Source organism: Roseateles sp. P2_H4, from assembly GCF_056403315.1.
Window position 1 is genome coordinate 1 of sequence record NZ_JBFUFR010000046.1, and the last position, 17733, is coordinate 17733.

The 17733-nt window shown below is 70.2% G+C and carries 18 protein-coding genes; 10 read left to right on the forward strand and 8 right to left on the reverse strand.

What is annotated here, in order from left to right:
• The first annotated feature begins 112 nt into the window (after nucleotides 1-112).
• Nucleotides 113-535 (forward strand): GNAT family N-acetyltransferase, encoded by a 423-nt coding sequence (locus AC1DW3_RS25875; RefSeq protein WP_477936296.1) that lies wholly within the window; start codon nucleotides 113-115, stop codon nucleotides 533-535.
• Here AC1DW3_RS25875 and AC1DW3_RS25880 read toward each other — a convergent pair.
• Genes AC1DW3_RS25880 through AC1DW3_RS25890 form a run of 3 tightly spaced genes read right to left on the reverse strand, consistent with a single transcriptional unit; the run spans nucleotide 532 to nucleotide 2918 of the window.
• Nucleotides 532-1758 (reverse strand): hypothetical protein, encoded by a 1227-nt coding sequence (locus tag AC1DW3_RS25880; RefSeq protein ID WP_477936298.1) that lies wholly within the window; start codon nucleotides 1756-1758, stop codon nucleotides 532-534. The genes AC1DW3_RS25875 and AC1DW3_RS25880 overlap by 4 nt on opposite strands.
• A gap of 58 nt (nucleotides 1759-1816) precedes the next feature.
• The gene (locus AC1DW3_RS25885) at nucleotides 1817-2476 is read right to left on the reverse strand and encodes an alpha/beta hydrolase (protein ID WP_477936300.1); all 660 of its coding nucleotides are present in this window, start codon (nucleotides 2474-2476) and stop codon (nucleotides 1817-1819) included.
• Nucleotides 2469-2918 (reverse strand): GNAT family N-acetyltransferase, encoded by a 450-nt coding sequence (locus AC1DW3_RS25890; protein WP_477936302.1) that lies wholly within the window; start codon nucleotides 2916-2918, stop codon nucleotides 2469-2471. The genes AC1DW3_RS25885 and AC1DW3_RS25890 overlap by 8 nt, the downstream gene beginning before the upstream one ends.
• Before the next feature lie 52 nt (nucleotides 2919-2970).
• On the opposite strand from AC1DW3_RS25890, the gene AC1DW3_RS25895 reads away from it, so the two are divergent.
• From AC1DW3_RS25895 to AC1DW3_RS25915, 5 genes are all read left to right on the forward strand, one after another.
• Entirely contained in the window at nucleotides 2971-3642 is a 672-nt protein-coding gene (locus AC1DW3_RS25895) for a histidine phosphatase family protein (RefSeq protein WP_477936304.1), read from the forward strand.
• Between the two features lie 44 nt (nucleotides 3643-3686).
• Nucleotides 3687-4082 (forward strand): hypothetical protein, encoded by a 396-nt coding sequence (locus AC1DW3_RS25900; RefSeq protein WP_477936306.1) that lies wholly within the window; start codon nucleotides 3687-3689, stop codon nucleotides 4080-4082.
• Between the two features lie 117 nt (nucleotides 4083-4199).
• The gene (locus AC1DW3_RS25905; RefSeq protein WP_477936308.1) at nucleotides 4200-4727 is read left to right on the forward strand and encodes a PEP-CTERM sorting domain-containing protein; all 528 of its coding nucleotides are present in this window, start codon (nucleotides 4200-4202) and stop codon (nucleotides 4725-4727) included.
• Between the two features lie 12 nt (nucleotides 4728-4739).
• Nucleotides 4740-5990 carry a class I SAM-dependent methyltransferase gene (locus tag AC1DW3_RS25910; protein WP_477936310.1) on the forward strand — a complete coding sequence of 417 codons (1251 nt, stop codon included), beginning with the start codon at nucleotides 4740-4742 and terminating at the stop codon, nucleotides 5988-5990.
• A complete protein-coding gene (locus AC1DW3_RS25915) occupies nucleotides 5991-6608 on the forward strand; it encodes a YdeI/OmpD-associated family protein (protein WP_477936312.1) in 618 nt (205 codons plus the stop codon). It begins immediately after the preceding gene.
• An 8-nt stretch (nucleotides 6609-6616) separates the two neighbouring features.
• Here AC1DW3_RS25915 and AC1DW3_RS25920 read toward each other — a convergent pair whose 3' ends face one another.
• Together AC1DW3_RS25920 and AC1DW3_RS25925 are read right to left on the reverse strand one after the other, a co-directional pair.
• The gene (locus AC1DW3_RS25920; RefSeq protein ID WP_477936314.1) at nucleotides 6617-8188 is read right to left on the reverse strand and encodes a cation:proton antiporter; all 1572 of its coding nucleotides are present in this window, start codon (nucleotides 8186-8188) and stop codon (nucleotides 6617-6619) included.
• Between the two features lie 58 nt (nucleotides 8189-8246).
• On the reverse strand, nucleotides 8247-9080 hold the full coding sequence (locus AC1DW3_RS25925) for a PEP-CTERM sorting domain-containing protein (RefSeq protein WP_477936316.1): 834 nt from the start codon (nucleotides 9078-9080) through the stop codon (nucleotides 8247-8249).
• 116 nt (nucleotides 9081-9196) lie between these two features.
• Between AC1DW3_RS25925 and AC1DW3_RS25930 the strand changes: the two genes are divergently transcribed.
• A complete protein-coding gene (locus tag AC1DW3_RS25930) occupies nucleotides 9197-11833 on the forward strand; it encodes a winged helix-turn-helix domain-containing protein (protein ID WP_477936318.1) in 2637 nt (878 codons plus the stop codon).
• On the opposite strand, the gene AC1DW3_RS25935 is transcribed toward AC1DW3_RS25930, so the two are convergent.
• A complete protein-coding gene (locus AC1DW3_RS25935) occupies nucleotides 11800-12480 on the reverse strand; it encodes a hemerythrin domain-containing protein (RefSeq protein WP_477936320.1) in 681 nt (226 codons plus the stop codon). The genes AC1DW3_RS25930 and AC1DW3_RS25935 overlap by 34 nt on opposite strands.
• 171 nt (nucleotides 12481-12651) lie before the next feature.
• On the opposite strand from AC1DW3_RS25935, the gene AC1DW3_RS25940 reads away from it, so the two are divergent.
• Genes AC1DW3_RS25940 through AC1DW3_RS25950 form a run of 3 tightly spaced genes read left to right on the forward strand, consistent with a single transcriptional unit; the run spans nucleotide 12652 to nucleotide 14476 of the window.
• On the forward strand, nucleotides 12652-13488 hold the full coding sequence (locus AC1DW3_RS25940; protein ID WP_477936322.1) for an SRPBCC family protein: 837 nt from the start codon (nucleotides 12652-12654) through the stop codon (nucleotides 13486-13488).
• Nucleotides 13485-14006 carry a c-type cytochrome gene (locus AC1DW3_RS25945; protein WP_477936324.1) on the forward strand — a complete coding sequence of 174 codons (522 nt, stop codon included), beginning with the start codon at nucleotides 13485-13487 and terminating at the stop codon, nucleotides 14004-14006. The genes AC1DW3_RS25940 and AC1DW3_RS25945 overlap by 4 nt, the downstream gene beginning before the upstream one ends.
• Nucleotides 14007-14032: 26 nt before the next feature.
• A complete protein-coding gene (locus tag AC1DW3_RS25950) occupies nucleotides 14033-14476 on the forward strand; it encodes a hypothetical protein (RefSeq protein WP_477936326.1) in 444 nt (147 codons plus the stop codon).
• A 320-nt stretch (nucleotides 14477-14796) separates the two neighbouring features.
• Here AC1DW3_RS25950 and AC1DW3_RS25955 read toward each other — a convergent pair whose 3' ends face one another.
• On the reverse strand, nucleotides 14797-15324 hold the full coding sequence (locus tag AC1DW3_RS25955; protein ID WP_477936328.1) for a YcnI family copper-binding membrane protein: 528 nt from the start codon (nucleotides 15322-15324) through the stop codon (nucleotides 14797-14799).
• Nucleotides 15321-17696 carry a TonB-dependent receptor gene (locus tag AC1DW3_RS25960; protein ID WP_477936330.1) on the reverse strand — a complete coding sequence of 792 codons (2376 nt, stop codon included), beginning with the start codon at nucleotides 17694-17696 and terminating at the stop codon, nucleotides 15321-15323. The genes AC1DW3_RS25955 and AC1DW3_RS25960 overlap by 4 nt, the downstream gene beginning before the upstream one ends.
• Nucleotides 17697-17733 lie beyond the last annotated feature (37 nt).

Below are 17733 nucleotides of genomic sequence, written 5' to 3' on the forward strand. Positions count from 1 at the left end.
GGTCGGTCCCCCGAGGGGACGGCGATGCTTGCGGCATCGAGCCGCAAGCACATCGCCAGCGCGGGCCGGCTAGGGAGCGGCCCGGCGCTCGGCCCGCAGAAATGCGATGACCATGATCCGCGATCTGGGCATCGGCGATGTCGATGCCCTTGTTGATCTCTATCAGCATCTGAACGCCGGTGATGCGCCGCCTTCGCAAGAGGCGGTGCGCGCTGTGTTTGCCTATCCGGGGCTGCGGCATTTCGGGCTCTTTGGCGGTGAACGGCTCATCGCCAGCTGCAACCTCGCCGTCATCCCCAACCTGACGCGTGGCGGCAGCAGCTACGGCGTCATCGAGAACGTTGTCACCCATGCCGAGCATCGCGGCCAGGGCCACGGCCAGGCCGTCATACGCCATGCCATCGACAGAGCCTGGGACGCAGGCGCCTACAAGGTCGTGCTGACCACCAGCCGCAAGGACCCGGCCGTCTGGGCCTTCTACGAGCGCTGCGGTTTCGACAGCGGCGACAAGCGCGCCTTCGTCATCCGGCGCTAGAAGTTCACGGCCTTGGTCTTGAGGCCACGCGCCACCAGCGTCGCGTTGATCAGCTGGGCCTGCTCCCGGCTCGGGAAGGGCCAGACCGTGGCGCGCCAGCCTTCGGGCGTCTGGATGACGTCGGCCTGCAGCGCATCGGGATTGCCGTGCATGCCCACCAGACCCGCCTTCATCTTCAGCAGCAGGGCTTCGGCCTCGGCCTTGCTGCCCGGCGGGCCGACGAGGGCGACGACGATCTTGTCTGGCGATTGGGCAAAGCGGGCCAGGCGCGGGTCGGCGGGTTCGGGCTTGCTGGCGGCCGCTGCTGCAGAGGCTGCCGCCGCCGTCTCGGTAGCAGCCTTCTCGGCAGCTTTTTCCCCCGGCGTCTCCGCGGGCTTTTCCGAGCGCTGCATGGGCGGGCGCTTGATGCCATCGGTGCGCTCCACGAAGCGCGGGCGGATGTCGGGCGGCGGCGCGTCGGCTGCCGCATCACTGGCAGCGGCTTCGGCGGCGGAAGCAGCGGATGCCGGCATCGATGCCGCTTGCGCTGCTGGCGCGGGCGCCGATGCCGCCGATGCCGCCGATGCCGCTGTGGCGGGTACGGCGACCGGTTCAGCCGCGTGGCGTGGCCACAGCGTCCAGGCACCCGCCGCGATCAGCAGCACCAGCACGGCCGCCACCGCACCCAGGCGGATCGGGTCCCACAGCCGGCGGCCGATGATTTCAGATGGGATGCCGCGGCCTGCCAGCACGCGGGTGCGGCCGCTGCCCATGTCGATGCCGGCCGTCATCAGATAGAGCTCGAAGGGCCAGCCGCCATGGCTGCTGGCCAGGCTCTCGTCGATGACGATGACCCGCCAAGGCTTGCTTTCGGGGGTTGCCGGCGGCTCGGCAAAGCCGTGCGCCAGTGCAAAGCGCTCGACCTGGTTCGGGCTCAGGCCAGGCAGGAATTTCTCGCTGAAGGCTCGCCACTGCGTGCGCGGGCGCCGGCTCAGCAGGCGCGGCAGCTGCTTCAGGCGCTGCTGCCAGGCCGCCCAACGTGACAGCGGTGGCGAGCCATGCAGCGCGTCGAAGGCGCTGACGACGTCGGTCAGCACGGGCTCGACCAGGCCGCCCGCCTCGGCGGAGGCGCGCACAAAGGGCAGGGCCACCACGCCCACGGTGTGCACATCGCCCAGGGCGATGCGCCGCGCCAGCGGGTGGCGGTTGTGCCAGTCAACGATCTGTTCGGCCAGGCGCTCCATGACTCATCGATCTTCGCCCAGCGCTGCAGAGGTCAGCGTCGGGAACAGGACGGCGAAGTCAGCCCAGTTGCTTCAGCAGCCAGGCGTTCAAGTCCTCGATCTCTTCCATGCAGACCGAGTGCGGCATGGGGTAGTCATGCCATTCGACCTCATGCCCCAGGGCGCGCAGCGCATCGCGGCTGGCCGTGCCGCGGGCCGGCACGACGACCGGGTCCTGGCTGCCATGGGCCATGAAGATGGGCAGGTCGGCGTTCGCCGCCGAGCGCTCGGCGGCCGTCGTTCCAGCCAGTGGCAGATAACCCGACAGGCCGACGGCACCGCCCAGGCGCTCGGGGTAGCGCAGCGCCGTCATCAGCGCCATCGCGCAGCCCTGCGAGAAGCCGATGAGCACGATGCGCTCGGCCGCGACGCCGCGCTGGCGCTCACCGTCGATGAGTTCGGCGATCTGCCGCTGCGATTCGCGCAGCCCGGCCTCGTCCTCGCGCTTGACGAGGTCGGCGCCCAGGATGTCGTACCAGGCCCGCATCACATAGCCGCCATTGATGGTGACCGGCCGCTCGGGCGCGTGCGGGAGGATGAAGCGCACGGCGCCCAGGCTCTTCAGGTCCAGCTCGCCGCAGATGGGCACGAAGCCGTGGCCGCTGTCGCCCAGACCATGCAGCACGATAAGGGTGGTTGCGGGGTTGGGGCCGGTCTCGATGACTTGGGCTTCAAGCATGGGGTTTCCAGTCTTCGATGTGCAGTTCAAAACGTTTGTCGCCGTAGGCGTCCAGGCCTTCGTCGGTCGGCGTCCAGCCGGCGCGGCGGTAGAAGGCCTCGGCGCGTGAGTCGGGCATGGTGCCCAGGTCCAGGCGCTTGTGGCCCTGCTCAAACAGCCAGTCCACCATCACGTCGTGCAGCTGGCGGCCGTAGCCCTGGCCGTGCAGCGCCGGGTCGACGAACATCGCCCAGATGTGGCCGTCGCGGGCGTCGCCAATGGAGAAGCCGGCAATGCGGCCAGGCTCGAGCTCGACGACCCAGCCACGGCCGTAGTCCTCGAGATAGGCATGCAGCTCGGCGTCGGAAATGCGGCCCGGCGTGAGGGTGTTTTCGGTGACGGCATAGCGCACGCGCCAGAGTTCGGCGGTGTCGTCGCGGGTGGCTTGTCGGAGTCGGGACATGGCGTCATTGTCGCGACAGCCGAAGGCGCCATCGCGATCCATGATGCGGGTCATGGGAAGCCTCTACCTCGTCCGCCACGGTCAGGCCAGCTTTGGCGCGGCCGACTACGACCAGCTCAGTGCCAAGGGCCATGAGCAATGCCGCCACCTCGGCGCCTACTGGCGCGAACGCGGCCAGCGTTTCGACGTCGTCTTCACCGGCACGCTGAAGCGCCATGCCCAGTCGCTGGCCGGCATCGTCGAGGGCTATGGCGAGGACCTGCCCGCCGTCGCGCTGCCGGGGCTCAACGAGTACGACAGCGAGGCCATCGTGCGTGCCGTCCACCCCGAGCCCATCGAGCCACCGACCAGTCCGGAAGCCGTCAAGCACCATTTCCGCCTGCTGCGCCAGGGCCTGCTGGCCTGGATGAGGGGCGAGACGGCGCCGGTGGGCATGCCGCTGCACGCCGACTTCGCCGCCGGCGTGGCCGATGCGCTGGCCCGCGTGCTGGCCCTGGGCGTGGGCAAGCAGGTGCTGATCGTCTCCAGCGGCGGCCCGATCGCGACGGCCGTGGCCCAGGTGCTGTCCACGCCGCCCGAGACCTTTGTCGAGCTCAACTTGCGCATCCGCAATTCGGCCGTCACCGAGTTCGCCTTCAACCCCAAGCGCCATCACCTCGTCACCTTCAACACGCTGCCGCACCTGGACACGGCCGAAACGCGGGCGCACATCACGCACGCCTGACGCAGTCCGGGTCGCCGCACAATGCGGCGACGGATGTGATGGCGATGACGAATTCCCGTTTGGAAATTGCGCTGGCGGTCTTCTTTATCGGCGGCGGCCTGGTCTGGGGCTGGCTTGCGACACGGAAGTCTGAGAGGCGGGCGACTGCAGGATTCCGGACTCGCGCTCACGCGCAGTTCAAGAATTCCAGGGTGGACAGCGTGGATGCGCGCTACGCGTTCTGCGGGCATTCGGTGCGCGTCGTCACGGAGCGGCAGCGCAGGCACTCCCGCGAGGGCTGGACGACCGACGTGGTGCTGGAGCGCTACTGCGTCAATGACAGCGGCGAATACTTCCACTTCATCTCGAACAGTGGGGGGCAGGCCTACATCCGGCACGTGCCGCATCACCTTGTGCGGCTGGTCTTGAAGGACAAATACGTCCCGCCGGCGGACGCCTGATCGGCCTGGCCCCAAACGGGCCATCACCAGCGGCATGGGCATGGCTCTCCTGGGCGAAGCGGCAGCGCGATCTGATCGGCAGCATGACGCCTCCTCAACCCCCGATGGAGTTCCGTCATGTCCACCCCTCGTTTTCTTGCCCTCTCGACCCTCGTCAGTCTGGCCGCGGCGTTCGCCCAACCGGCCCAGGCCGAGAGTTTCAATTTCAACCAGACCGGCTACGCCGATGGCGCCGCGCTGAGCGGCCACTTCGCCGGCAGCGACCTCGACGGCAACGGCTGGCTCTATGCCTACGAGCTGACCGCGTTCGAGCTCCACTGGTCCGGCAACCGCGCCGTGCAGGCCTTCAGCCTGGGTTTCAACGAGCGTGCGGGCCTGGAATACGAGCTGGGCAACGGCACGCTCTGGCATATGGCGGCCTTCAGCCAGAACGACGAGGGCACGCGCTTCTTCAGCTTCGACAGCAAGGGCTGGCCCACTTACATGATCCCCGGCGTCGTCACCGACGAGCGCCTGGGCCTGGTGTCCATGAGCTGGGAGCCGTTGCAGGTGACAGCCGCCGTGCCGGAGCCGCAAAGCGTGGCCCTGCTGCTGGCCGGCATGGGCTTCATCGGCCTGTGGAGCCAGCGCCGGCGGCCCCAGTGACAATGTGCGGCTATGGCCGCGCCCCTGTTCACGTCCCTCATCACGCCTCCGCCGGCCGCCACGGCGCCGGCCCACGAACGCTTTCTGCACCTCGTCCGCCTGGCCCTGGCCGGTGGGCAGTTCGGCAAGCTGCTGCTGTCGGGTCCGGTGGGCGATGACCTCGACGTCGAGCGGCTGACCGTGCGCCTGGTCGAGTTGCGCGGCGAGCCGGCGCTGAGCTTTCTGTGGCGGCACCGCACCAAGGACGTCACCAAGAACCACGCGCCCGAGGCGGGCCTGGCCGAGATCGCCACGCTGCTGGGCGCGCGCTTTCGCAACGCTCACTTGCATACGACCACCGAAGAGGTGCAGTTCGCCGTCAGCCGCAAGGGCCGCGAGACGCTGCGCGTGACGCGCGTGGACTCGGACAAGGGCGCCGAAGCGCCGGCACCGGCCGCCCATGACAAGGCCAAGCAGCGCCCGCTGGACATGGCCCACCCGGTCTGGTCGGCCCTGGGCCTGACCCATCTCGTCAAGGGCGAGCCGGCCCTGGTGCCGGCGATGGCGCGCAAGTGGAAGCAGATCAACCGCTTCGTCGAGATCCTGTCCTCGGCCGTCGAGGAAGCCGGCCTGGCAGGCCCTGTGCGGGTTGCCGATTTCGGCTCGGGCAAGGGCTATCTGACCTTTGCGGTGCACGACTGGCTGCAGTCGCAAAACCTGCAGCCGCGCGTGACCGGCATCGAGCTGCGCGACGACATGGTCAAGCTGTGTGGCGCCATCATCGACAACGAGGGCCTGACCGGCCTGCGCTTCGACCAGGGCGACGTGCGCACCCAGGCCGTGCAGCCGCTGGACGTGATGATCGCCCTGCATGCCTGCGACATCGCGACCGACCATGCCCTGCACGTCGGCCTGCAGTCGGGCGCCCGCGTCATCATGAGTTCGCCCTGCTGCCACAAGGAGCTGCGCCCGCAGATGACGATGCCGGCCGTGCTGCGCCCCATGCTCCAGCACGGCATCCACCTGGGCCAGGAGGCCGAGATGGTGACCGACTCGCTGCGTGCGCTGCTGCTGGAAAGCCAGGGCTACCGCACCCAGGTGTTCGAGTTCATCGCGCTGGAGCACACCAGCAAGAACAAGATGATCCTGGCCGTGAAGGCGCAGGGTTTGGCAGCCGAGGCGCTGGCCGCGCGCCGGCCCGAGCTGCTGGCGCAGATCGCCGAGATCAAGCGCTTTTATGGGCTGCGGGAGCAGCGGCTGGAGCAGTTGCTGGCAGAAGTCTGAGTGAGGGAGCGCCCACCAATGGCATCAGTAGCAGTCGACCCCAAGAACGTCCGCGAATTCGCCGATGAACAGGATTTCTACGACTGGCTCGCCCGGCATCACGACAAGGCGGATGAGGTCTGGATCAAGATCCACAAGGTGAATTCGGGGCTGGCATCGGTGACGCCGAAACAAGCCATCGACGTGGTGCTTTGCTGGGGCTGGATCGATGGCTTGCGCAAGGGGTTGGACGAGCAGAGTTTTCTGCAGCGCTACACGCGACGGCGCAGCAAGAGTGTGTGGAGCAAGATCAACGTCGCCAATGTGGCCAGGCTGATCCAGGAAGGCCGGATGACTGAGCATGGACTCAGGGAAGTCGAGGCGGCCCAGGCGGACGGTCGCTGGGACCGCGCCTACGGCAGCGGCAAGGAGATGAAGATCCCCGATGATCTCCAGGCGGCCATCGACGCCGAGCCCAAGGCCAGGAACATGCTGACGGGCCTCAGCGCGCAGAACCGCTTTGCGCTCGCCTTTCGCGTCCACAACATGAAGACCGCGGCGGGGCGCCAGAAAAAGATTCAGGCCTTCGTCGACATGCTCAAACGCGGCGAGACGATCTACCCGCAGGGAAAGAAGTAGGGCCGGGCCTACCCCGTCGCATCCGCATTCGCCGCCCTGAGCGGGTCCGACACCTCCAGCCAGTCCAGGTCGTTCTCCAGCGTGTGGAAGGCGTCGTCGCCGATGTCGCCGGCGTCGCGTAGGGCCAGCAGCACCTGGCGAGCGGCCTGCAGAGCGGCGCGGTAGCGGTCGTCGTATTCGGCGCCGAAGGAGGCGAAGGCGCTGCCGCTGTCGTGCAGCGGCCGGCCCAGGTGCATCTTCAGGTTCTTGCGCACCAGGCTCACGGCGGCGGAGCCGTCGGCCGGCAGTTGCGCAAAGGCGGCTTCCAGCATGCGATGGCGGGCCGCGTGCTCCTCGTGCTCGACGGGGTTGCCGTCTTGCAGGTCCAGCGCGCGCAGCAGCAGCTTCAGCGTCAGGCCCTGAATCAGCAGCGTGCCCAGCACGACGAGGAAGGCCGTCAGCACGATCAGGTCGCGGCCCGGAAAACCCTCGGGCAGCGCCAGCGCTGCCGCCAGCGTGACGATACCGCGCATGCCGGCCCAGGAAATCACCAGGCCGCTGCCGACCGTGGGCCTCAGCATGGGCCGCGGCGGGTTGAAACCGTGGCGGCGGTCGCGCCAGCGCACGACGGCGTTGAAGCTCATATGCCAGGCCATGCGCACCAGGATGACTGTCGCCAGCACGGCGGCGGCCACGCCCAGGTATTGCTCGCGCGCCGGCGCCTCCAGCCCCATCACGATGGGGCGCAGCTGCAGGCCGATGAAGATGAAGGCGAAGATGTTCAGCGCGAACACGACCGTCGCCCACACCGCATTGGTAGGGATGCGGACGCGGGCCGGGATGCGGGCGGGTGCCATGCGCGCCAGCGTCATCGCGAAGCAGACGGTGGTCAGCACGCCCGACAGGCCCACGTGCTCAGCCAGCTGCCAGACGCTGAAGGTGCCGACAAACTGCAGGATGATGGCCGTGGGGATGTGCTGCACGCGTTCGAAGAGGCGCTGGGCGAGAAAGCCCAAAGCGGGGCCTGCAATCAGGCTGCCCAGCACGGCCAGCAAAAAGGTCGGCGCCACCGCCTGCACGGAGAAGCCGCCGGCCGCCACCGCGCCCACGGCGAGGCGGTAGATCAGCAGCGCGCTGGCGTCGTTCAGCAGGCTCTCGCCTTCGAGGATGCCCAGGATGCGCTGGGGCGGACGCAGCGGCCGCAGAACCGCCGTGGCCGCCACGGCATCGGGCGGCGCGACGATGGCGCCCAGTGCGATGGCCGCGGCCCAGGGCAGGCCGGGCACCAGGGTGTGGACCACGACGGCCACCGCGGCCGTCGTGAGGCCCACCGCGACGATCACCAGGCCGACCAGCGGCGCCCAGTTGTCTTTCAGGTCGCGCAGTGAGGTGTCGTAGCCGGCATCGACCAGGATGGGCGCGACGAACAAGGCCAGCACCAGGTCGGGCGGCAGGCTGAGGCTGGGCGCGCCGGGGATCAGCGCCAGCAGCGCGCCGCCGATGGCCAGGAAGACAGGGTAGGGCGCACCGGCGCGCCGCGCGGTGGCGGCCAGCACCACGGCCGCAACGAAGAGGATCAGGATCTGTTCGAGGGCGTGCACCGCGCGGAGTATGGCGGCCTCGCTCGGACAAAGGAAGGCGCGGTCGGCGCCTCCCGATTCAGTCGGCGCGGCGGCGCCGTGCGAGCATCCCCAGGCAGCCCAGGCCCGCCAGGATCATGGCCCAGCTGCCCGGCTCCGGCACGGGCACGGCCGAGGTGATGAAGTGGCCGTCGGTGGCCAGGCCGTTGGCGGCCGTGAAGCCGTAGAACACCGGCACGCCGACGAGGCCGAGAGCCTCGAAGCTGACCTGGGCGCTGACCGTGTAGATGCCGAGGTTGAGGTGGTCGATGGTGCCGGTCAGCGTGCCGGCGTTGTCGTTCAGGCCCGAGGGCGTGTACTGCACCGAGGCATACCACTGGAAGTCGGGGTCACGGATGCTGTCGCCCAGGCCCGTCTCGGTGGCGCCCAGCGGCGTCACCGAACCGCCGGACAGGATCTGCAGGCTGGGCGACACCGGCTCGCCATTGAAGTGGAAGGTGTCGATGGCGAAGGCGACGCTGGCCGGGCTCAAGCCCTCGTAGCCCAGGCCCGAGCCGGCATTGCCCACGCCGGCCGTGTCGCTCAGCGTGAAGGTGAAGCCGTCACCGCGCAGGCCCTGGCTGACCGGGATGAAGAAGTGGAAGTCGAAGCTGAAGGCCTGGTTGAAGTCCAGCGCGAGCGACTGGGGCGCAAAGCCGGCGCCGCCCTGGCCGCCGGCGCCCGGCTGCGTCAGCTCCAGATCGCTGTAGGTGAAGCCGTTGCCGGGCGTCATGTTCTGCGCCGTCGCGCTGCCGTACAGCGACCAGGTCGTGAAGTCGGTGAAGCCGCTGGCGAGGCTCACGCCCTGCTGGGCATGGACGCCAAGGCTGGCGGCAAGGGTCAGGGGCAGGAGCAGCAGTCGGGCGAGCTTCATGGTGGGGTCTCCGATCAGGTTGGGCGCCAGTCTGGAAAGCCACCGTTAGGCAATCGTTAGCGGCAAGGCCCGCGCGACCCCCTCGATTCGGGGTGCTTGCACTAGCATGCGCGCCCATGGCCCTCGCCCACACCAAGACCCGTGCGCCGCGCCCCCGTGCCGGCCTGCTGCTGCCGCGTCCGGCCCTGCTGGCCCATGTGCGGCAGGCGCTGGACGGCCACCGCGTGCTGCTCATCTGCGCGCCGGCCGGCTACGGCAAGACGGCGCTGCTCACGCAGGCCCTGGCCGACATGCCCGCCGACGGCGCCGTGGCCTGGGTGGCGCTGGACGAAGGCGACGACCTCGGCCGCCTGCTGGACTGCCTGTTCGCCGCCTTCGAGCCCTATGACCCGCCCTGGCGCACGGCCCCCGAAGGCCTGCGCGACGCGGCCCTGCGAGGCGGTGCCGAGATCGTCGCCGTGGCCGACGCGATGCTGAATGCGCTGGAGGCCTGCGAGGTCGAGCGCGGCCTCATCGTGCTGGACGACGCCCACCACCTTGTCGACCCGCCTTCGCTGCAGTTCCTGGACCGCTGGCTGGCGCGCATGGGCGAGCGCTGGCGCCTGGTGCTGGCGGCCCGCCACGAACCCGAGCTGCGCCTGTCCCGCCTGCGGGCCGCCGGCGAACTGGCCGACATCGGCCCGGCCGAACTGGTGCTGGCGCGCGCCGAGGTCGGGCAACTGGTGCAGGCCGCGGGCCTGGACGAAGCCGCCGCGGCCGGCATCTACGAACGCTGCCAGGGCTGGCCGGCCGGCCTGCGCCTGGCCCTGGGCATCAACCAGGGCGGCCAGCGCCAGCCGGCCGCCATCGACCGCGCCACCTTCGACTACCTCGCCGCCGAGGTGCTGGACCGGCTGGAGCCCGGCCTGCGCGGCTTCCTGCTGCGCACCAGCGTGCTGCACGAACTGGACGCCGCCCGCTGCCAGGCCCTGGGCGAGGATGCCCACGCCGCCGGCTGGCTGGCCGAGATGGAGCGCCTGGCCCTTTTTGTCACCGTCGTCGACCTGGCGCCGCACACGCTGCGCCTGCACCAGCTGCTGCGCGACATGCTGCAGCAGCGCCTGCGCCAGGAGCAGCCCGAGGTCTACCGCCAGCAACTCGAGCGCGCCGCGGTGCTGGAGACGGACGCCTTGCGCCGCCAGGGCTTGCTGCTGGCCGCCGGCCGCCCCGAGCGCGCCGCCGAGCTGCTGCTGGGTGACGGCGCGCTGCTGATGAACCAGCTCGGTGCCCAGGGCCTGCTGGACCTGACCCGCCATTTCGACGCCGCCTTCGCCGAGTCCAACCCCGAACTGCACCGCGTCAAGGCGCTGGCCCTGTGGGTGCTGTGGGAGGCCCAGCAGGCCGAGTGGCATCTGAGCCGCGCCGAGGCGCTGTTCGACGCGCGCGGCGATGAAGCCGGGCTGCGCGCCTCCCGCGCCCACCGCAGCATCCTGCTGATCGCCCAGGGCCGGCTCAACGAGGCCGAGGCGCTGCTGCGCGACCTCGACCCCTTTGCACTGAGTGGCGAACTGCGGCGCCTGACGCTGCTGGGCCGGGCCTGGCATGCGCTCGAGAGCTGCCGCTTCGACGCCGTCGCGCCGCTGTTCGACGCCCTGGTGTCCGAGCTGGAGCAGACCACCTCGCTGGAGGCCTGGTACACCGGCTCGCCGCCGCCGCGCCAGATCAGCTGCGTCGGCATGGCCCCCGTGGCCGACCGCTGGTATCGCGGTGCCATGCAGGTGATGGGCGACCGGCCGCTGCCCTTCGGCGTCAATGCCCACATGGCCCAGGCCTGGAATCTGTTCTGGCAGGGGCGGCTGGCCGAGTCCGGCCAGCTGCTGGCGCGCGCCGAGGCCGACGCGGCCTGGTTTGGCCGCATCGTCATCGCGCGCAACCATGGCCAGGCCCTGCACGCCATGCAGGACCTGATTGCCGGTCGCCACGACGAGGCCCTGGCGCTGATGCGGCTGCGCCTGGCCGAGCATGTGCCGGGTTATGGCGCCTGGGGCGGCTGGCATGCCAGCTTCTTCATGTCGCGCATGGCGGCGGCCAGCGGCAACCGCGAGGCCCTCGTCGAGGGCCTGGAGCGGCTGGTGCGCATCGGCGCCGACCTGCCCGACCTCGTCATGCCGCACCGGCCCCGGCCGCTGCTGGGCCTGCAGGCCCAGCTCGCGGCGTTGGAGGGCCGGCGTGACGAGGCCATCGCCGCCTGGCGCGCTTTCCTGGCCGACGGCGAGAGCGGCGACCTGCTGGGCCAGCTCGCCGAGGCCCGCGTGCGCCTGGCGGCGGCCCTGCTGGAGGCCGGCGACCGCACCGGCGCTGCCCAGGCCCTGGCGCCAGCGCTGGCCAGGCGCGAGCCGGGCGGCCTGATGTGGGCCGTGCCGCGCCTGCTGCAGATGGCGGCGCAGGACTGGGGCGATCTGCTGGAGGCAGCCGATGTCGCTCGCCTGCGCGGCTGGGCGGATGCCGTTCGGCCGGCCACGCTGGTTGTTGTCGAAACGGCGGCAGCGCCGGTGGACGACCGCCTGTCCCAGCGCGAGGCCGAGGTCATCGCCCAGATCGCCGCCGGTGCCAGCAACAAGCACATCGCCCGCGCGCTGGACCTGAGCCCCCACACCGTCAAGCGGCATGTGGCCAACATCCTCGACAAGCTGGGCCTGAACTCACGCGGCGAAGCGGCCGCATGGTGGAACCACCAGCGTCATGCCTCGACGAGGCCCGGCGCGCTCGGCTGACCCAGGGCCCGGCACAGCTTGGCCCAGGCCGTGTCGTTGAGCAGCGACCGGGCGGCGGCCAGCACCGGCCCCTGGACCTGGGGCGGCAGGCCGCCGACGACCAGGGCGCGCTCGGCGGGCGTCAGCGCCGGAATCATCCAGCGCAGCGTCTCGCTCATCTCGCGCGGGCCGATGCTGGCGAGGATGCGGTGGTGGATGTCCAGCAGTTCCGCATCCGTGTAGGCCGCCCACAGCGCCTGGTTGTGGCGGCTCTCCTCCACGCCCATGTGCTCGAAGTTGTGGGCCACGAAGGCCGCGAAGCGGCGGTACAGGCGCTGCGCCGCGCCGGGCGTGGGCATGGCGCGCAGCGCGGCCGACTCGGCGCGCAGGCCGGCGATGGCGTCCAGATGCTCGTCGTGCTCGACCTCGATGGCCGCGCTGGCGCCGGCGCGGCGGGCCTCGATGGCGGGGTGGACGAACTCGTTCTCGCGCTCGACATGCTGCCTGGCGGCCTCCAGCAGCGTGTCCAGCTGGGCCAGGCTGGTGGCCAGGTCCAGCGGGTCGTCGACGTCGAGGCGGCCGAGCTGCTGCAGCGTGTCGCTCATGAAGAGGCGCAGGGCCTTGTGGATGTGGGCATACAGGTCCAGGCGCGGGGCGGTGGGGGTCATGGGATTCCTTGAGGCCGGTGCGAAGGTGAACCGGATGGCCGCCAGTGTTCCGGCCGGGGCCGCGCCTGCCATCGCTCCGAAGGGCCATGTGCGATGGCTGATGGCGATGGCCCGCCGTATGGCTCTTAGTGGCGATGGCAGGGCCAGGTCCGCTCGGCACAGTGCCGGTCCATGCACTCCCTCGCCCTCGTTCTCCTGCTCGGCACCGCCGCCTTGGTGGCGCGTGCCGAGCTGCCCGAGCGCCTCAGCCAGACCGGCCTGGGTGAGGCCGGTGTGCGCAGCTTCGAGCCGCGCTTTGCGCTGTGGTCCGACGGCGCGAGCAAGCGGCGCTGGATCGCGCTGCCGCCCGGCGCCCAGGTCGACGCGAGCCAGCCGGACGCCTGGCGCTTCCCGGCGGGCACGCGGCTGTGGAAGGAGTTCAGCGTCGACGGCGTGGCCGTGGAAACGCGCCATCTGCGGCTCGGCCAGGACGGCCGCTGGGAGTTCGCCAGCTATGTCTGGAATGGCGCCGACGCCGTGCGTGCGCCGGCCCGCGGCCAGGTGCTGGATCTGCCCGGCGGCCGGTCCTATGTGATTCCTTCGGTCGGCGACTGCATTGCCTGCCATGCCGGCGCGCGCAGCCCGGTGCTGGGCTTCGCCGCCCTGCAGCTCGGGCCCGCCGTGCCGGCCCTGGCGCGCACCGGCCTGCTGAAGAACGCGCCTGCGGCCTGGGCCAAGCAGGCGCCGGATTTCGTCGCCGCGGACACGGCCGAGCTGGTCGCCCGCGGCTATCTGCACGGCAACTGCGGCCACTGCCATTTCGCCGGCGGCGTGCCGGTGCCGCTGCGCCTGGCGCTGGACGTGGGGCAGCCGCCGGTAGCCGTGGATGCGGCCAAGGTGATGCGCCGTGCCGGCACCCGCAACCCCTACCAGCAGATGCCGCCCCTGGGCACCCGCGAGATCGACGCCCAGGGCCTGGCTTTGTTGGCCCATCACTTCAACCCGCTCAACCAGGAAAACCGCCCATGAAAGCCTTGATCCCCCTGCTCATCCTGCTGGCCGGCAGCGCGCAAGCCACCGATCGCATCGAACGTGGCCGCTACCTCGTCAACACCAGCGGCTGCGCGGACTGCCACACGCCGCTGAAGATGGGCGCCAACGGCCCCGAGCCCGACGCGGCGCGGCATCTGTCGGGCCACCCGCAGCAGCTCGTCATCACCGCACCCGTCGCCGCGCCGCCGGGCCCGTGGATGGTCGTCACCGCCGCGACGGCCACGGCCTTCTCGGGGCCCTGGGGCGTCAGCTTCACGGCCAACCTGACGCCGGATATGCAGACCGGCCTGGGCCGCTGGAGCGAGAACGACTTCATGCAGACCATCCGCACCGGCCGCCACCTCGGCCGCGGCCGGCCGGTGCTGCCGCCGATGCCCATCCCCGTCTACAGCCAGATGACGGACGACGACCTCAAGGCTGTGTTCGCCTATCTGCAGAGCCTGCCTCCCATCCGCAACCAGGTGCCCGAACCTTTGGCACCGCTGTCCCACTGACCCCCGTCTTTTTTCAGGAGACCTCCATGAAGCGTTCTGATTCCTCCGCCCCGCTCGGCCTGGGCTGGGCCCTCGTCACCGCCCTGGGCCTGGTAGCCGCCGGTGTGCTGACCCTGCCCGCCGAAGCCCATGCGGCGGCTTCGACCTGTGAAGACAAGGCCGCGCTGCAGCGCCGGCTGGATGATTTCGATGCCCGCTGGAATGCCAGCGACGCCTGGGGCCTGACGGCCCAGTTCACGCTGGACGGCAGCCTGGGTGCCGCCAGCGAGGCCGGCCGGCAGGCGGTCTACCGCGAGCTGCTCGACAGGCTGGGCCGCTCGCCGCAGCCGCGCAAGACACAGTTGCTGCGCGCCACCAGCGTGGGCCCGACCTGCCTGGTGGACGTGCAGGTGCGCAGCGGCGACCGCAGCGAGGCCGGCCTGTTCCTGCTCGCGCCGGCCGCCGAGGGCGGCATCGTCGCAATGCGTTGATCCAAAAAGGAAAGCCCCGCCTGGCCGTAGCCAGTCGGGGCGCAAGAGCGCCTCACGCCGCCCGGGACACACCCGGATGGGTGCGTGGGGCTGCGGCGTTCATCAGCGCAGGCGGCCTGCCTGAAGCGACACCGGCAGGCGGTGACGCGGGCGTGGCCCGGATCTCGTGCTTTCATGGTCGCGGGCGGTTCGCGTTTGTCCGCCTCGCCAGGGGCCGCAACGTTGCCGGGGGCCATGCACTGGTGACGGGCTGAATCATCGGCGCAGCAGCCTGCGAACAAAGCCGCGATCAGCCGGGGTCAGCCCGGCTTTTTTTCGCTTCAGTGGACGTGAGCTTCCGCCCGAGCCGGGGTCACCTTCAGGCGTACGGCCGGTGCGCGCGGCTTGGGGTTGGCGGCGCTGGGCAGCTCCGCCCAGTTCCATTCGCCCTGGGTGCAGACCTGGCGCACGGCGAAGGCCAGTTCGCCCGGCTCGGTGGGCAGCGAGGCGCGCAGGATGAACTCGTCGTACCAGGCGTCCGGCAGGTAGTTGGCCTCGCCGTTGGCTGTCCAGCGCACCTCGGCCAGTTCGTCGGTGACGGGTTTGCCATGGCTGTCGTAGGGCGTCTTCAGCGGGCGGCGTTTGGTCGCCAGCGTCCAGCCCGGTTTGGGCATGGGCTTGGCGCTGCCCAGTCCTTCGGGCAGGGTGACGACGATCTCCTTCGTCGCCGCGCCGCCCTCGCAGCCATGGCCGACCTTGAAGACGGCGCGGTAGCTGCTGCCGGCAGCGGCTTCGGGCTGGTCCAGCGCGATGTGGGCCTGGGCGGCACCCGTGAGGGCGAGCAGGGAAGCGGTGAGGGTGGTCTTCATAGGTCGAATTTCAGCTCAGCCGAATAGCTGCGTTGCGGGTAGGGGTGGAAGTTCCAGTACTTGTCGTTGTTCAGGTTGTCGATGCCGAAGGCGGCTGTCCACTGGCGGTCGATCTTCCAGAGCAGGCGCACATCGGCCGTCGCGAAGCTGCTGACGCCCATGTAGGCGAAGCCGTTGACGTCGGCATTGTTCAGCGTGCGGTACTGGCGGCCGCTGTAGCGGGCGGCGAGGCTGGCGCTCCAATGCGCGTCGAAGCGGTAGCCGGCCAGGGCCGTGGCGCGCCAACGCGGGATGTTGGGCTGCCAACGGCCGAGGGTGTCGCCCGGCGTCGTGACGAAGCCGGCGTTGGCCTTGATCCTGGAGTCCGTGTAGGTCGCGCTGGCCGACAGATCGAGCCCCTTCACGAGCCAGTCGGTGGCGGCCAGCGTGGCCTCCAGGCCGGTCGTGGCGATGCGGTCTATATTCTGCACGCGGCTGATGTTCCGGTTGGCCACGGGGTCGAGGAGCGTCTGCGAGTACAGCGAATCGCGCGTCGTCTCGGCGAACAGCGTCAGGCGGGACTGCAGCGGCCCCCAGGCCTGTTCCGCGCTCAGCTCGGCCGTCCAGGACTTCTCGGGCTTGAGGTTGGGGTCGTTGACGTACTGCGAGTTCGTCGTCGCCGTGGCGCCATAGAGCTCGCTGACCGTGGGCATGCGCACCGCGCGGCCGACCGAGGCCTTGAGCACCGTGTCGGCCGTGGCCTGCCAGGACAGGGCGGCCTTGGGCGACAGGAAGTTCTCGCGTCGGGCGGCGTAGTCCTGGCCAGCCGTGGCCGAGAAATCCGTGCGGCCGTTGCGGGCCTGCCAGGACTCGGCGCGCAGGCCCAGCACCGCCTTCCAGTCCTCGCTGATCAGCCAGGCGTCCTGGGCATAGGCGGCCTGCAGGCGCGTGTCGCCCCGCACATTGGCGGCGAGAGCGCCTGGCGCGTCGACGAGGTAGTTGCCGGCGATGCTGGACGTCAGATAGCGCAATTGGTAGCTGTCCTGCTGCAGGCCCAGGTCCACGACATGACCGCTGCCGGCCGGGCGCCAGATGCCCTTGAGCGCCAGCGTGTGCCAGCCGGTGCCGCTGCCGTCGGCCAGCGTGCCGGCCCCGCCGGTCCAGGCGCCGGGCTGAGGGTTGCCGGCGGCGTTCTGGCGCTTGTCGTCCTGGCGGTAGTCGTAAAGGCTGGCGGCAAGCTCCCAGTCCCATTCACCGCCGGTGTGGCTTTTCACCGAGACACCGTGCATGAGGTGCAGCAGCCGCTCGCGCGTGAGGGCGAAGTCGCCGCCTGTCAGCGCGGCGAACTGCTTGCCGTCGATGACGATGGCGCCGCTGTAGACCGGCTTGCCGTTGGCGTCGCGCAGCCAGCTCTCGGCATTGCCGTCCGAGTCGTTGCGCCAGGCGCCCATCGCATAGCTGGCGCGCAGCGTCGGGCTGAGGTCATAGGCCAGCTTGAGCTTGAAATGATCCTGGCGCGTGCTGTAGGTCGTTGCCGAGCCCAGCAGATACCAGGGCTGGCCATTGCTGTTGGGCATGAGCACGGCACCGGTGACCGGCGTGCCGTTGGTGACGGCAGCGCCCGTGCTGGCCAGCCGGTTGGCAAAGGTCAGCGGCTGGCCGTCGCTGTCGGTGTGGTTGACGTTGAGCCACCAGCTGAAATCACCGGCACGGTCGCCCAGCGAAGCACTGGCCTGCCAGGCGCGGTAGGTGGCCTTCGTGCCGTAAAGATCGAAGGGCTGGACGACGTAGCCGACCTTGGCGTGGGCCTCGAACTTCGTCGGCATGCGCGTCACGTAGTCGACGACGGCACCGGCGGAGTTGCCCGGATAGGCCGCAGAGAAGGGGCCGTACATGACGTCGACGCGTTCGATCTCCTCGGGCGTGACCAGGCCCCAGCGCGGCGGGAAGCTCAGGCCACCGACGCCATTGCCCAGGTAGTTGGACAGCAGCATGCCGTCGGCATAGACGGCCGAGCGGGCGCTGTTGCCGGTGCCCGAGGCACGGCTGGAGAGGATGGCGTGGTTGTAGTCGCCGATATAGCGCTTGCGCACCAGCAGGCTGGGCAGGTACTTCAGCGCGTCCTCGGCATCGGTGGCGTTGACGCTGCGCTCAATGTCTTCGCGCGTGACGGTCTCGCGGGTGGTGGGGATGTTGGTGGGCAGGGAACTGGGCGCGGCGCCTTGCACGCGCACCAGGGTGAGCTTGTTGCGGGGCGTGGGCGTGTCGGCGGCGGTGGTCTGTGCGGACGGCGTCGCGTCGTCGCAGTCGCATTCGTCGCAGGCCTGGGCGAGGGGCCAGACGGACAGGGCGGCGCAGGCGGCAGCCGCGCGCGCAAGGGAGGAGGGTTTCATGGAAGGGCTGGATCTGGGTCGGCCATCGCCCGGGGGG

Excerpts from the sequence above, each read along its gene's own strand:
- AC1DW3_RS25875 (WP_477936296.1), top strand. The coding sequence starts at position 113 with ATGATCCGCGATCTGGGCATCGGCGATGTCGATGCCCTTGTTGATCTC.
- AC1DW3_RS25880 (WP_477936298.1), bottom strand. The coding sequence starts at position 1,758 with ATGGAGCGCCTGGCCGAACAGATCGTTGACTGGCACAACCGCCACCCG.
- AC1DW3_RS25885 (WP_477936300.1), bottom strand. The coding sequence starts at position 2,476 with ATGCTTGAAGCCCAAGTCATCGAGACCGGCCCCAACCCCGCAACCACC.
- AC1DW3_RS25890 (WP_477936302.1), bottom strand. The coding sequence starts at position 2,918 with ATGTCCCGACTCCGACAAGCCACCCGCGACGACACCGCCGAACTCTGG.
- AC1DW3_RS25895 (WP_477936304.1), top strand. The coding sequence starts at position 2,971 with ATGGGAAGCCTCTACCTCGTCCGCCACGGTCAGGCCAGCTTTGGCGCG.
- AC1DW3_RS25900 (WP_477936306.1), top strand. The coding sequence starts at position 3,687 with ATGACGAATTCCCGTTTGGAAATTGCGCTGGCGGTCTTCTTTATCGGC.
- AC1DW3_RS25905 (WP_477936308.1), top strand. The coding sequence starts at position 4,200 with ATGTCCACCCCTCGTTTTCTTGCCCTCTCGACCCTCGTCAGTCTGGCC.
- AC1DW3_RS25910 (WP_477936310.1), top strand. The coding sequence starts at position 4,740 with ATGGCCGCGCCCCTGTTCACGTCCCTCATCACGCCTCCGCCGGCCGCC.
- AC1DW3_RS25925 (WP_477936316.1), bottom strand. The coding sequence starts at position 9,080 with ATGAAGCTCGCCCGACTGCTGCTCCTGCCCCTGACCCTTGCCGCCAGC.
- AC1DW3_RS25930 (WP_477936318.1), top strand. The coding sequence starts at position 9,197 with ATGGCCCTCGCCCACACCAAGACCCGTGCGCCGCGCCCCCGTGCCGGC.
- AC1DW3_RS25935 (WP_477936320.1), bottom strand. The coding sequence starts at position 12,480 with ATGACCCCCACCGCCCCGCGCCTGGACCTGTATGCCCACATCCACAAG.
- AC1DW3_RS25940 (WP_477936322.1), top strand. The coding sequence starts at position 12,652 with ATGCACTCCCTCGCCCTCGTTCTCCTGCTCGGCACCGCCGCCTTGGTG.
- AC1DW3_RS25945 (WP_477936324.1), top strand. The coding sequence starts at position 13,485 with ATGAAAGCCTTGATCCCCCTGCTCATCCTGCTGGCCGGCAGCGCGCAA.
- AC1DW3_RS25950 (WP_477936326.1), top strand. The coding sequence starts at position 14,033 with ATGAAGCGTTCTGATTCCTCCGCCCCGCTCGGCCTGGGCTGGGCCCTC.
- AC1DW3_RS25955 (WP_477936328.1), bottom strand. The coding sequence starts at position 15,324 with ATGAAGACCACCCTCACCGCTTCCCTGCTCGCCCTCACGGGTGCCGCC.
- AC1DW3_RS25960 (WP_477936330.1), bottom strand. The coding sequence starts at position 17,696 with ATGAAACCCTCCTCCCTTGCGCGCGCGGCTGCCGCCTGCGCCGCCCTG.